This window comes from Pedobacter alpinus (genome assembly GCF_042684645.1).
In the GTDB taxonomy this organism is placed as follows: Bacteria; Bacteroidota; Bacteroidia; order Sphingobacteriales; family Sphingobacteriaceae; genus Pseudopedobacter; species Pseudopedobacter alpinus.
In genome coordinates this window covers 61,817-74,967 of sequence record NZ_JBHULV010000003.1, presented here as the reverse complement: position 1 = coordinate 74,967, position 13,151 = coordinate 61,817, and the positions used below count along the sequence as shown (strand labels likewise).

12 protein-coding genes are annotated in these 13,151 nt (G+C 32.1%); 6 read left to right on the top strand and 6 right to left on the bottom strand.

All coding sequences use genetic code 11. The features are described 5' to 3' along the window. Positions 1-54 precede the first annotated feature (54 nt). Positions 55-921, top strand: a complete 867-nt coding sequence (locus ACFSSE_RS00610) for an AraC family transcriptional regulator (RefSeq protein WP_379041218.1) — start codon at positions 55-57, stop codon at positions 919-921. On the opposite strand, the gene ACFSSE_RS00605 is transcribed toward ACFSSE_RS00610, so the two are convergent. From ACFSSE_RS00605 to uvrA, 5 genes are all read right to left on the bottom strand, one after another. Continuing rightward, positions 918-1,841: a dihydrodipicolinate synthase family protein gene (locus ACFSSE_RS00605; protein WP_379041217.1), complete on the bottom strand. Its 924-nt coding sequence runs from the start codon at positions 1,839-1,841 to the stop codon at positions 918-920. The two genes, ACFSSE_RS00610 and ACFSSE_RS00605, sit on opposite strands and share 4 nt — an antisense overlap. A gap of 15 nt (positions 1,842-1,856) precedes the next feature. Continuing rightward, positions 1,857-3,428, bottom strand: a complete 1,572-nt coding sequence (locus ACFSSE_RS00600) for a sodium:solute symporter (protein ID WP_379041216.1) — start codon at positions 3,426-3,428, stop codon at positions 1,857-1,859. 331 nt (positions 3,429-3,759) lie between these two features. After that, a complete protein-coding gene (locus ACFSSE_RS00595) occupies positions 3,760-4,170 on the bottom strand; it encodes a hypothetical protein (protein ID WP_379041215.1) in 411 nt (136 codons plus the stop codon). Positions 4,171-4,238: 68 nt separating this feature from the next. Then, positions 4,239-4,436, bottom strand: a complete 198-nt coding sequence (locus ACFSSE_RS00590; RefSeq protein WP_379041214.1) for a hypothetical protein — start codon at positions 4,434-4,436, stop codon at positions 4,239-4,241. 43 nt (positions 4,437-4,479) lie between these two features. Continuing rightward, entirely contained in the window at positions 4,480-7,335 is a 2,856-nt protein-coding gene (gene uvrA, locus ACFSSE_RS00585; RefSeq protein ID WP_379041213.1) for an excinuclease ABC subunit UvrA, read from the bottom strand. A gap of 352 nt (positions 7,336-7,687) precedes the next feature. Between uvrA and ACFSSE_RS00580 the strand changes: the two genes are divergently transcribed. After that, positions 7,688-7,918, top strand: a complete 231-nt coding sequence (locus tag ACFSSE_RS00580) for a hypothetical protein (protein ID WP_379041212.1) — start codon at positions 7,688-7,690, stop codon at positions 7,916-7,918. Continuing rightward, positions 7,908-8,255 carry a type II toxin-antitoxin system PemK/MazF family toxin gene (locus ACFSSE_RS00575; RefSeq protein WP_379041211.1) on the top strand — a complete coding sequence of 116 codons (348 nt, stop codon included), beginning with the start codon at positions 7,908-7,910 and terminating at the stop codon, positions 8,253-8,255. The genes ACFSSE_RS00580 and ACFSSE_RS00575 overlap by 11 nt, the downstream gene beginning before the upstream one ends. A gap of 177 nt (positions 8,256-8,432) precedes the next feature. Here the strand turns inward: ACFSSE_RS00575 and ACFSSE_RS00570 are convergent, their stop codons facing one another. Continuing rightward, positions 8,433-9,812, bottom strand: coding sequence for an SLC13 family permease (locus ACFSSE_RS00570; RefSeq protein ID WP_379041210.1), 1,380 nt, complete (start codon positions 9,810-9,812; stop codon positions 8,433-8,435). A gap of 276 nt (positions 9,813-10,088) precedes the next feature. Here ACFSSE_RS00570 and ACFSSE_RS00565 point away from each other — a divergent pair, with 276 nt between their 5' ends. Genes ACFSSE_RS00565 through ACFSSE_RS00555 form a run of 3 tightly spaced genes read left to right on the top strand, consistent with a single transcriptional unit; the run spans position 10,089 to position 13,097 of the window. Continuing rightward, on the top strand, positions 10,089-11,267 hold the full coding sequence (locus tag ACFSSE_RS00565; RefSeq protein WP_379041209.1) for an AIR synthase related protein: 1,179 nt from the start codon (positions 10,089-10,091) through the stop codon (positions 11,265-11,267). A gap of 40 nt (positions 11,268-11,307) precedes the next feature. Then, positions 11,308-12,522 carry an AAA family ATPase gene (locus ACFSSE_RS00560; protein ID WP_379041208.1) on the top strand — a complete coding sequence of 405 codons (1,215 nt, stop codon included), beginning with the start codon at positions 11,308-11,310 and terminating at the stop codon, positions 12,520-12,522. After that, on the top strand, positions 12,519-13,097 hold the full coding sequence (locus ACFSSE_RS00555) for a DUF4276 family protein (protein ID WP_379041207.1): 579 nt from the start codon (positions 12,519-12,521) through the stop codon (positions 13,095-13,097). The genes ACFSSE_RS00560 and ACFSSE_RS00555 overlap by 4 nt, the downstream gene beginning before the upstream one ends. The last annotated feature ends 54 nt before the right edge of the window (positions 13,098-13,151 follow it).

Here is a 13,151-nt window from a genome sequence, read left to right as displayed (position 1 = left end):
AGCTAAAATTGTTTGAAAAACCAATTATAACCGACAGCTTATTTTAACTTAAAGATGAAACCCTTATTTCATAAAGTTCCAATTAGTTTAGAGAATTCTTTTGGCATTAGGCATACCCATGCACCTAATTTGGGTAAAATATGGCATTATCATCCTGAATTGGAATTGCATTTTGTTGTTAAAGGAAAAGGAGTAAGGTTTATAGGGGATAATATCAGCAATTTTAATTCTGGAGAAATCATTTTAGTTGGAGAAAACTTACCTCATACATGGCGCTGTAATGAAGTTTCTAATGATGAAGATGCTACAGATACAGAAGTAATTGTTATCCAGTTTTTACCTGATTGTTTAGGAAAAGATTTTATGCTTTTACCCGAAACTTTTATGCTACCCAAATTATTTGAAAAAGCAAAAAAAGGTATGGTATTTACTGGTGATACTAAAAAAGAGCTGGCTAATATAATGCTTGAGGCAACCAAAGCATCAAAAATAGAAAAGCTGATTGTATTATTACGTATTTTAGATGTTCTTGCTCATACAGATGAGTATGAAGAAATAACATCTGCGCATGCATTTTATCAATCAAACGAACCTGATAATATTAGATTAAACAAAATTTGCAACTATACGCTAACTAATTATAAAAAGGAAATCACACTTCAAGAAATTGCATCAATTAGCAACTTAAGTGTAACGTCATTTTGTCGCTATTTTAAGCGAATGACTAAAAAGACCTTTTATGATTTTTTAATAGAAATTAGAATAAGTCATGCTTGTAGATTATTAGTTGAAGACAAGATGCCAACCGAAGTTATTTGCTTTGAATGTGGTTTTAATAATGTGTCAAACTTTTACAGGCATTTTAAAAAAGTAACCGATATTACCCCATTTGATTACAAAAAAAAATACCTTTCTACCTAAATACCAACTCCCTGCTGTAAAATTCTATATTCTACGTAAAGCTTTTCTATTTCTGATTTAACATTTGACGAAAAATCTCCTACTTCTCTTCTTGTAAAAGTAGAAATTTGCAATCCTCTTTTTTGTAATGAATATTTAGCAACTATTGGATAAACATGGTGCATAACATCCATATTTGATGCTAAAAAATCTTGAACAGATTTTAATTCTTCTTTCTTTGATTCATTATCATAATTATCGCATAGCCAAACTATAAGTTCAGGAAAGAAATTCCCTTGAATGCATGATAGGCCAGACGCACCCGCCTTAAGTGAATCCACTGCATTAACAACATAAGCATCATATAATCCAAATTCAGGATTTTTAACCACGTTTAATTTAGCCTTTATTTGAGTTATATCTAAACTGGTATCTTTATGATAAATTACCCTCCCTGTATTCACAAAACCTTTTAACTGCGAAGCTGAAATCAACCTTTTATAAGGAACTGGGCATTCATAGAATCCGGTCATTACGCCAGGAGTTAAATCTAACAACTGATGAACTCTTTCATTAAATACATTATCAGACTCATGTTCTTTTGCAAGCAAACTACTTATTAATATAACCGCATGAATATTTGTACCATAAATTCTTTTTACAAATGATGCCTGTTCTTCTATTGTACCTTCAAAAGTCCCAGTTGCTACAACTGGCACCTGCCCATCTACCACATCCATCACATGCTCTACCAGTTTTATACGTTCGTCATTATCCAGTTCAAACATTTCACTCGAAAGGCAATTTGCAAATAAACCTGTAACACCGGCTTTTAAATACATTTCTGTAAGCTCTGTTAATGTCTTAAAATCAATAGATCCGTCCTCTTTAAACGGAGTAAGCATTACTGGAATAAAACCTTTTTTTAAATCTTTCATCATTATTTAATAAATGCCTCAACTATTAATTGGGCTGCTATTTAGACTTTTCTTAATTTTTGTTATAATTACTCCCGATAAGAACAAACTTAAAGTTCCTATCACAATAACCATATTACTATCAAATGGGCTTTTTAAATAAGCATATTCGCCAGATAATTTCCCAGAAAGTGACAACCAAAGAATAACTAGTACACCAATAGTTGTTGCCACAATGGCCGTGTGATTTTTTGTTTGCCTGCTAATTATTCCCAATAAGAACAACCCTAGCATTCCTCCTGCAAATATCCCACTTAGTTCCCACCAAACATCCAACACACTTTTGGTTCCAATTAAAGATATTCCAACTGCCATACCTCCTATTCCAAAAACAGCAGTGGCTATATGCAAAAGTTTAATAAAGTTCTTTTCCTTTAAGTCTGGTTTAAAATATCTTTTATAAATATCTATACTAAAAACAGTAGCAGATGAGTTCATACCAGAGCTAATGGTACTCATGGCTGCCGACATGATAGCAGAAATGATTAGTCCTACTAGGCCCGTTGGAACTTGTTGTACCATGAATTTTGGCATTACTTTGTCACCATAATCGGATGGCTTTAAATTCTGAGCTATTGCTGAAAGATTATTCTGCGATTCTAATGGAAATCTTTCTGCTGCAGCTTGTAACTTCACTACATCCAACATTTGCGGATGAACTTGATAATAAGCAAAAAGACAAGAACCTATAACAAAAAACAATAATGAAACAGGCACATACATACCCACACATACCCAAAGTGATTTAGAAGCTTCTTTTTGTGTTTTTGCAGTATGATATCTTTGTATATAATTTTGATCTATCCCGAAGTTATTTAGATTAATAAAAAAGCCATATAATAAGATTACCCAAAATGTTGAAGTAGTAAAATCTGGAGAAAAAGAACCCAAACTAAACTTATTGTTTTGCAAACCAATATCGATTATCTGACCAACACCACCTGGCATTTTAGAAATCAGAATAACTAAAATAGTTATGGCACCAAAAGTTAGTAAAACTGCCTGCACCACTTCAGTCCAAATAACTGCTTCTATACCACCCAGCACTGTGTACACAACTATACAGATACCCACTACTATCATAATAGATTGCATATCATATCCGGTTAATGCCTGTAAACTTAGAGCAATACCAAAAAATATGGACCCCATTCTTGCCAATTGAGTCAATAAAAAACAGCACACCGCGTAAGTTCTAGCCCAAGCTCCAAACCTATGCTCTAAATGAGTGTAAGCAGATATTTCTTGTGTTTTTCGATAAAACGGAACAAATAATTTTGCTGCAATTATGGCTGCAATAGGCATAGAAATACTAAATACAAACGCATTCCAATTTCCTCCAAAAGCTTTCCCTGGAACACCCAAAAAAGTATTGCTACTTAAGAAAGTTGCATATAAAGACAAGCCTATTGCCCAACCCGGAATTGAGCCAGAAGCTTTGGTGTACTGCTCAGAGCTTTTACTTTTTAATGAGAAAAAAAAACCTACAGCTATCATTGAAATGAGATAGAATACAATGATGGATATATCCAATAATGGTAAATTTTTCATGCTTTTAAGAAAGGAGAATATTTAGGTTATTTATAAAAAGGTTGTTATCATTGAATCTCTAACAAATTTAGTTGAGATTTTAGTTCATTAAATATAATATTTTTTCTACCTTCTATAGGATGTTAGCATAATAAAGCCATTAAAAAGAATTCCTCCCTCTCTGCCAACAAAAAACAGAAACCTGAAATTGTGAAATTTCAGGCTTCTGTTTTTAAGGAGAATCATAAGGATAGCTAAGAAATAATATCCCAAGTTTTTAAAGATTTTGTTATTAATTTATGATTGGTATTGTATTTACTATTTTAAATAACAAATGAGTATTTTTCTTAATCTAATCTTCTTCTCTTAACTTTTTAATTTTTTCTAATGCCATTACATCAATTTGATCTTTAGGGCGATTTGCTGCTTTTTTAACTAAAATTAATTGATTAATGTGTAAAAACGGGACTTTAACATCCAAAATATCAGCAAAAGAAACCAATTGATAAGATTCATCAAAAGTGTATTTTTCTAAGCCTTTTAGAGAATTCATAATATCTATTTCTAGTGTATTATCTAATCTAAAGGTAGTCCAACCAGTAACAAATTGCATGGTTTCTATACCTGAAAAATCTCCAATACCATGATTTTTAAATGCTTCTCTTAACTTTTTTCTATTTATTAGTGAATCTTTTAACCAGATACCAATGTCGTTAGTTGTTCTATGATTACCGTGTAAATTGGTTGCGATCCCACCAATCATGATATATTCAACCAAATTAGCATTCAAATTGCGCCACAGCTTTAACAATTCTTCATCAAAAATATCCTTTATGTTCTATCAAACTTAAAATCAGGCTGGTGAGTTATTTTTGCATTTCTCAACATAATGTCCATTTTCATCAATCTGGTCATCACAAAAAACCGTTCAGTATAAGACATTTTAAGCGCATTACGTAACAAATCCATTTCCGCTTTCTCGTAATCAGCGGTTAGTTCTTCTACCTTATCAAGTTTTTCATCTTTCATTTGGCTTGCTTAAATGCTCTTTTAAAGGTAATTAAAAAATTTGCTAAACCTTAACCATAGTATCCAATTCCTTTTTCAAGAAAATACCGGTAAAACTCTCTTTAACTTTGGTTAAGCCCTTTGGTGTGCCTGCGTAAACAATATTACCACCACCACCGCCGCCTTCAGGGCCTAAATCTATCACATGGTCGGCAACTTTTACAACATCCAAATTATGTTCAATTACTAAAACAGTATTGCCCTTATCAACCAACAAATTCAACACACCTAAAAGCACATTAATATCCTCAAAATGTAAACCTGTTGTTGGTTCATCTAAAATATAAAAAGTGTTTCCTGTATCTTTTTTAGAAAGTTCAGTTGCTAGTTTAACTCTTTGCGCCTCGCCTCCAGAAAGTGTTGTAGATGATTGACCTAAAGTGATGTAACCTAAACCAACATCTTTCAATGTTTTTATTTTGCGATAAATAGACGGGATATTTTCAAAAAAATCGCAAGCATCTTCAATGCTCATATCTAACACATCAGAAATTGATTTTCCTCTAAAGCGTACTTCTAAAGTTTCTCTGTTATAACGCTTACCTCCACAAGCTTCGCAAGGTACAGCTACATCTGGTAAAAAGTTCATTTCAATTACCTTCATTCCGCCACCTTGGCAAGTTTCGCAACGCCCGCCTTTTACGTTGAAAGAAAAACGCCCCGGTTTATATCCTCTAATTTGCGCTTCTGGTAAAGCCACAAACAAATTTCTGATGTCAGAAAAAACACCTGTATATGTTGATGGGTTTGACCTTGGCGTACGCCCAATCGGCGTTTGGTCAATCTCAATTACTTTATCAATATATTCTAAACCTTTAATTTCTTTATAAGGCATTGGTACTTTTTTAGCCCTGAAAAAATGCTTGTTTAAAACAGGATATAAAGTTTCGCCAATTAAAGTTGATTTTCCGCTACCCGATACTCCGGTAACACAAATTAATTTACCTAATGGAAAATCGACACTAACATTTTTTAAATTATTGCCCGTGGCTTTTTTAAGCGATAAAATATGTCCGTTACCTTCTCTAATTTTATCAGGAATTGCAATTTCTCGTAAGCCGTTAAGGTAAGAAGCTGTTAAGGTATTAGATGCTAAAAGCTGCGCCGCAGTTCCTTGCGCAACCACTTGCCCACCCTTCACACCTGCAGCCGGCCCCATATCTATCACATAATCGGCCTCTAAAATCATGTCCTTATCATGCTCAACCACTAAAACAGTATTGTTTAAATCTCTCAGATTTTTAAGTGCTTTAATTAAACGATCATTGTCTCTTTGGTGTAAACCAATAGAAGGCTCATCCAAAATATACATCACATTCATTAATTGAGAACCAATTTGAGTAGCTAAACGAATACGTTGTGCTTCCCCTCCAGATAAGGTTTTTGCAGTACGGTCTAAGGTTAAATAAACCAAACCTACATCTAACAAAAAGCCAATGCGGCTACGTATTTCTTTTAAAATTTCTTTTGCAATTACGTTTTGGCGTTCGCTTAACCTGTCTTCTAAACCATTAAACCATATTTGTAGGTTGCTAATATCCATCGATGCTAACTCGAAAATATTTTTTTCATCTACTTTAAAGTGTAAAGATTCTTTTTTTAACCTAGCACCTTCACAAAGCGGACAGGTTTTTAATATTCTGAAACTCTCTAAATCGCTACTTCCGCTGTCTCCTTTTTTCTCGTTCTGCTCTTCCAGCATTTTAATAATACCATCAAAGTTGATTTGATAATTTTGAACATTCCATTTATTGTATTCAACCGGTACAGTAACCAATTCATCCGTACCATGCAATAAAATATCAATAGCTTCTTTACTCAGTTTCTCCATCGGTTGCGATAAAGAAAAACCATATTTTTTAGCTAAAGCTTTAATAACCTGAAAAATCCAAGTTTCGCGGTATTCGCCCAAAGGAGCTAAACCGCCATTAATAATACTTAATTTAGGATAAGGAATTACCGTTTCTTCATCCACATCAAACACGTAACCTAAACCATCACACTCTGGGCAGGCACCATAAGGAGAGTTAAAAGAAAATGAGTTGGGTTGAGGTTCGTCATAAGACACACCCGTTGTAGGGCACATTAAATATTTAGAAAAATGGTAGCTATTGTTTTCTTTGTCAGATACTTTTATAATTCCTTTTGCAATTTTTAAAGCAGATTGAATGGATGTATTTAAGCGTTTTTTATCTTTTTCGGATACAATTAACCTATCAACAACAGTTTCAATATCGTGTATTTTATATCTATCTAACTGCATTTTAGGCGTAACATCTATAATTTCGCCATCTACACGCACTTTTAAATAACCTTGCTTGCGTATTTGCTCAAATAACTCGCGGTAATGGCCTTTACGTCCCTTTACTACTGGTGCTAAAATATTTATGGGTTTACCATCAAACTGAGTTAAAATTTGGTTCATTATCTGATCTTCAGACATTTTAACCATTTTTTCGCCAGTATTGAAAGAATAAGCATCGCCAACACGGGCATATAAAAGTCTCAGAAAATCGTAAATTTCTGTAATTGTGCCAACTGTTGAACGTGGGTTTTTTGAAGTTGTTTTTTGTTCAATAGCAATAACCGGACTTAAGCCAGAAACTTTATCAACATCAGGGCGTTCCATACCGCCCATAAACTGACGAGAATATGCCGAAAATGTTTCCATATAACGGCGCTGCCCCTCTGCATAAATGGTGTCAAAAGCTAAAGAAGATTTACCAGAACCGCTTAAACCAGTAATAACAACCAGCTTATTTCTGGGAAAAGATATATCTATATTTTTTAAATTATGAACTCTGGCACCGTAAACTTCCACTTCACTTTGTTCGCCCAAATCAACAGTTTTCTTACTCATAAATCTTTTATTCTCTTTGTTTAATAAACAAAAGCTCGTTTTGTTTCAATTTTGCAAAATTAACTAAAAAAGAGGGTATTTTTTTATTTCGCTTACTCTTTAAAATGTCATTTAATAACAGCTTAATTTTTTTAAAGCCTATTATTTTATTTCCAGATTTTGGGCGTTTTTACGCTATGTTTCGCACTCCGCTTCGCTTCGGTTTTTGTCCGCTAAAAGGCAGCCAAAGAACAGGTTTTTGTAAAACCTTGCTACACATAGCTAACGCAAAAAAGATTCCTACATAAAAAAACTAATTTTCTACAAAAGTATATCAAAAAAAGACATACTTTTATAATATATAATCAAATATATGAAGACAGTTTCCTTAAAAATAGATGACTCCATATTTGGAGAAACAGAGAAAATTCTAAAAACAATAAGTATCCCTAGAAATAGGTATATAAACGAAGCAATTGCGTTTTATAATAATGTTCAAAGCAGGAAATTGATTGAACAAAAATTAGCCAAAGAATCAAACTTGGTTAATAATGAATCTATCAAAGTTTTAAAAGAGTTTGAAACTATTGATCATGTTGGTTAAACAATTTGAAATTTGGATTGCTGATTTAAACCCGCAATTAGGAACCGAGCCAGGAAAAACCAGACCTGTATTAATTATTCAAACTAACTTATTAAATAAAATCCCTCATCCATCAACTATCATTTGCCCTATTACAACTAATGTTCAACATGATTCTGAAATTTTGCGGGTACATTTAAGAAAAGGCATGGCTAACCTATTTGAAGATTGTGATATTATGATTGATCAAATAAGAGCAATTGACAACAAAAGATTAATTAAAAAAGTTGGTATTTTGACCGATAATTTAATAGAAACAGTAAAGGAAAATATCGGTATTGTGCTAGATTTAGGTTGAAAAAACAACCCTTAAGTCTTTACCTTACTATAGCTTTCAATATAACTCTTATCTTATTTCCATCTAACTAATATCTTTACGGCAATATGAGTAATAGATATAATCAGCATGGTGTTTCTGCATGTAAGAATGATATTTATAAAGTCATTAAAAGATATTGATAAAGCTATTTTCTACTTAAAAAACCAATGCCCAAACCCAGTTAACAAAGCAAAACGTTAGTACAATAGAAATCACATTTAACAAAAAACCAGTCTGCACCATCTCTTTAATTGTTATTTTGCCAGAGCTAAATACAATTGCGTTTGGTGGTGTAGCAACAGGAAGCATAAATGCACAAGAAGCAGCCATTGCAGCACCTGCTAAAAGTGGTAATGTTTCTACACCTAAAGAAACGCTTAAGGTAACTAATACTGGTAAAATTAAACTCGCTGTAGCCGTATTTGAAGTTATTTCTGTTAAAAAATTAATTACTGTTATTACTAAAATTAAAATGGCAAATGCGGGTAAAAATTCTAATTGTATAAAATAACCCGCCAACCAAGTGGTTAAGTCAGTTTCTGCAAATCCTTTAGCAATTGCCAAGCCTGCTCCAAAAATCAATAATACGTCCCATGGAAGTTTCCTGGCACTTTCCCAATCCATTAAATTGCCTTTTCCTTCGCCAGCCGGAATCAAAAACATTAAAACTGCACCTATAATAGCAATAATTGTATCATCTAAACCAGGAAAAATTGGCTCCCAAATAAAGGACCTAGTTAACCACATAAAAGCTATCAAAGCAAAAACAATTGAAACCCGCTTCTCTTGAATTGACATTTTAGGAAGTTTGGCCATTTTAAAATCACTACCGTTTGGCTGAACTTCTATTTTATAACTGGTTAAATAAATCCAAGTAAGAAGAAGTAAAATAATGGAAAAAGGAGTGGCAAAAATCATCCATTGAAAAAATGATATCTCCATACCTAAAGATTCTTTTACAATACCCGCTAAAATAATATTTGGAGGCGTACCTATTAATGTAGCCACTCCTCCAATGGAAGCTGCATAAGCAATTCCTAACATTAGGTTTTTACTAAATGGTTTTCTATCTCCAAAATGATCAACTACAGATAAACCAATGGGTAACATCATTACTGCCGTTGCAGTATTAGAAATCCACATAGAAAGAAATGCAGTGGCTAACATAAATCCTAATATCACCCGCTTTTCACTAGTTCCTACAATTTCAATAATATTAAAAGCAATACGTTGGTGTAGATTCCATTTTTGTATAGCCAAGCCAATGATAAAACCTCCCATAAAGAGGTAAATTAGCGGATGTCCATAAGAGGAAGTAATCTCATCTAATTTTAAGCCACCAGATAAAGGGAAAATAATGATTGGCAAAATAGAAGCAACAGGAAGTTCAACTGCTTCGGTAATCCACCAAAAGGCCACCCATAGTGTACAAGCCATCACAGATTTACCTTCTGTTGATAAACCTCCAATAGGTAAAAACATCACTAAAGCAAACAGTAATGGACCAATTAAAAGGTTAATTCTTTTCCAGTTCATGGCTCTAAAATATTATAATTTAGAATAGAAACTAAATATTTATAAAAATCTCAGAAAGAACATCAAACATTTGGTGCAAAACATAATCTTAAATGGTTATGTAAGAAAGATATACCTAGAAAATGATTTTAATGAGAAAAATAACATTTACTTAACCCCTAAGCTAACATCTCAAAATTATAAAATCATCTAATATAAAATCATCTTAAAACACGCCTAATTCAAACCTGATTCCTGCTACAGTAATTTAAGCTAAATTAATATCTTTGCAGCAACATGAGTGATAATAGATATAACCAACGCGGCGTTTCGGCCGGTAAAGAAGATGTACATAATGCCATTAAAAATATTGATAAAGGTATTTTTCCACAAGCATTTTGCAAAATAATCCCTGATATTTTAGGAAATGATGAAGCCTATTGCAATATTATGCATGCAGATGGTGCGGGAACAAAATCTTCTTTGGCGTATATTTATTGGAAAGAAACTGGTGATATTTCTGTCTGGAAAGGTATCGCTCAGGATGCCATCATCATGAATTTAGATGATTTGTTATGTGTTGGTGCAACAGATCATATTTTACTATCATCAACCATTGGGAGAAATAAAAACCTGATTCCAGGAGAAGTAATTGCCGAAATTATTAACGGAACAGAAGAAATTTTAGCTGATTTACGTAAAATGGGCATCAATATTTACTCAACAGGAGGTGAAACTGCCGATGTTGGTGATATTGTGCGTACAATTATTGTAGATTCTACAGTGACTTGTAGGATGAAACGTGAAGATATCATCTCTAACCATACCATCCAAGATGGAGATGTGATTGTAGGTTTATCATCAAGCGGACAAGCCACTTATGAAAGTGAATATAATGGAGGAATGGGCTCTAACGGATTAACGTCTGCCCGTCATGATGTTTTTGAAAAAGCCATCGCTACCAAATTCCCAGAAAGCTTTGACCCTGCTGTTCCTTTTGACTTGGTTTTCTCTGGACAAAAACAATTAACAGATTTAGTGCAAATTTCTGATGATTTAAGTGTAACCGCAGGAAAATTAGTCCTTTCTCCTACTCGTACTTATGCACCTGTGATTAAGAAGATTTTAGACCAACACCGTTCAGAAATTCATGGAATGGTACATTGTAGCGGTGGTGCGCAAACCAAAGTTTTACATTTTGTAGAAAACCTGCATATTATTAAAGATAATTTATTCCCAATTCCTCCGCTTTTCAAATTGATTCAGGAACAATCTGGTACTGACTGGAAAGAAATGTATAAAGTATTTAACATGGGGCACAGAATGGAAATTTACGTTCCCGCTGCTATTGCAGTTAACATCATCGCTATTTCAGAATCTTTTGGTGTTGATGCACAAATTATAGGAAGAGTAGAAAATGCTGCTGCAAAACAAGTTACTATTACGAGTGAGTTTGGGGAGTTTGTTTATAATTAAATTTGAATTAAATTTATAAACATTATAAACACATATTTCAATGTCGAAATTTAATACTCTTTATTTAACTAAACTTCATTTAAAAGGTTATAAATCTATTTTAGATTGCGAGTTTGAGTTAAAAAATGGGTTGAATATTATTATTGGTAAAAACGGAGCTGGGAAATCTAATTTATTTGAGTTTATTGAGAATGTAGTTTCTGAGTATAGATTAGAAAAGAATTTCAAATATTCTAAATTAGATTTTTCTTCAGTTAATAAAAATAATTTTACACTAGAATATGAACGAATTGTTTCAGATGCGGAACAATATAAAGAAGGACTTGCTTCAAGATTTGAATTAACCAGATTTTTTTCAATCAATGGAAGAAAGAAATTAAAAGATATTTTAGGAACATCAAGCAAAAATAAAATAGAGTTTGAAAGTCAAAAATCAAATTTAAGTGAAAGTTTATTCCAATTTTTCTACAAATTAAAGTACTTATATCCTTATTGCACTAGTATTAAATATAATTTGCCTAAAAACTTATTTTATGTAAATAAACCAGGCAGTATTACAATAGATTTGGCAGATAATTTATGGGATGTTTCAAATACATTATCATTTATTCATAATATCTTTTTAGATATGGAAATTGATGATACATTAAATTTAAATAAAACGAACTCAGATAATTTAGATTTTACAGAAATTGATATAGATTCAATTAATTATAATGAATTTATCGATAATATTGTAATTCCTTCAGAAATACTTGAAAATCTAAGATTATTTTCTCCTATTAAAGATTTAAAGTTTAGTAAAAATATTACTGTTTATGTTGATGAGAATAATTATACAATAGAAAATTTAAAATTAGAGTTTCTAATAAATGATTCTTGGTTAACATGGTCTCAACTATCTGATGGTTCAAAAAGATTATTTTATTTAATAACAGAAATTACAGAAAATGATGGCTTAATATTAATTGAAGAACCAGAATTAGGCATCCACCCACATCAATTTGAGTTATTAATGGATTTTATAAAACAACAATCAGAAACTAAGCAAATTTTAATTTCTACGCATTCGCCAAAAGCGCTAGATCATTTAAATAAAGATGAATTAGGGAATATTTTGATTGCATCTTATGAAAAGGGGAAAGGTACACAAGTAAGAAATTTGACAGATGAACAAATCCAAAATGCTTCTAAATATATGGATGAGGTTGCTTTTTTAAGTGATTACTGGTTAATGTCAGATTTAGAAGAATGAAGAAGATTGGATTAGTTGGCGAAGACCCTAATGATACTTCAGCAATTGAAAATTTACTGAATCAAAAATATCACTCTCAAGCTAAATTTATAAAATTAGCAAAAGGAATAAAAGGAACTCAATTAGATACAGTAAAACTCAAAAAGCAAGTTGTTTCTGAATTTAATTCAAAAAAATGTGACTTTGCTATCTGTATAAGAGATTTAGATGCTTTTGAATCTCAAACTGATAAAGTTAATGAACGTTTAAAATGGTTTTCTGAAATTGAAAAAAGTATCAGTAAAAGTATTTTACTTTTAAATATTTGGGAGCTTGAGGCTTTGATTTATGCTGATATAGAAACATTTGAAACAAAATATCATACCAAATTAAATTTTAAAGGCAATCCGATTTCTATTCAAAATCCGAAGGAAAAACTAAAAGCAGCGACCAGAAATAGTAAAAACAAATTTCATGAAAGCCATTGTCCAGAGATTTTCAAAAAGATAAGAATAGATACAGTTATCAAAAATTGTAATGGTTTTAAAAATTTCATCGCCGACTTTGAAAACCATCTAAATCCAAATAAACCCTAAGTTTTACATTCAATTTTCAGAATTATAAATTAAACTATGTTTTTATCACAAAAT

Excerpts from the sequence above, each read along its gene's own strand:
- ACFSSE_RS00610 (WP_379041218.1), top strand. The coding sequence starts at position 55 with ATGAAACCCTTATTTCATAAAGTTCCAATTAGTTTAGAGAATTCTTTT.
- ACFSSE_RS00570 (WP_379041210.1), bottom strand. The coding sequence starts at position 9,812 with ATGAACTGGAAAAGAATTAACCTTTTAATTGGTCCATTACTGTTTGCT.
- uvrA (WP_379041213.1), bottom strand. The coding sequence starts at position 7,335 with ATGAGTAAGAAAACTGTTGATTTGGGCGAACAAAGTGAAGTGGAAGTT.
- ACFSSE_RS00595 (WP_379041215.1), bottom strand. The coding sequence starts at position 4,170 with ATGATTGGTGGGATCGCAACCAATTTACACGGTAATCATAGAACAACT.
- ACFSSE_RS00590 (WP_379041214.1), bottom strand. The coding sequence starts at position 4,436 with ATGAAAGATGAAAAACTTGATAAGGTAGAAGAACTAACCGCTGATTAC.
- ACFSSE_RS00575 (WP_379041211.1), top strand. The coding sequence starts at position 7,908 with ATGTTGGTTAAACAATTTGAAATTTGGATTGCTGATTTAAACCCGCAA.
- ACFSSE_RS00555 (WP_379041207.1), top strand. The coding sequence starts at position 12,519 with ATGAAGAAGATTGGATTAGTTGGCGAAGACCCTAATGATACTTCAGCA.
- ACFSSE_RS00580 (WP_379041212.1), top strand. The coding sequence starts at position 7,688 with ATGAAGACAGTTTCCTTAAAAATAGATGACTCCATATTTGGAGAAACA.
- ACFSSE_RS00600 (WP_379041216.1), bottom strand. The coding sequence starts at position 3,428 with ATGAAAAATTTACCATTATTGGATATATCCATCATTGTATTCTATCTC.
- ACFSSE_RS00605 (WP_379041217.1), bottom strand. The coding sequence starts at position 1,841 with ATGATGAAAGATTTAAAAAAAGGTTTTATTCCAGTAATGCTTACTCCG.
- ACFSSE_RS00560 (WP_379041208.1), top strand. The coding sequence starts at position 11,308 with ATGTCGAAATTTAATACTCTTTATTTAACTAAACTTCATTTAAAAGGT.
- ACFSSE_RS00565 (WP_379041209.1), top strand. The coding sequence starts at position 10,089 with ATGAGTGATAATAGATATAACCAACGCGGCGTTTCGGCCGGTAAAGAA.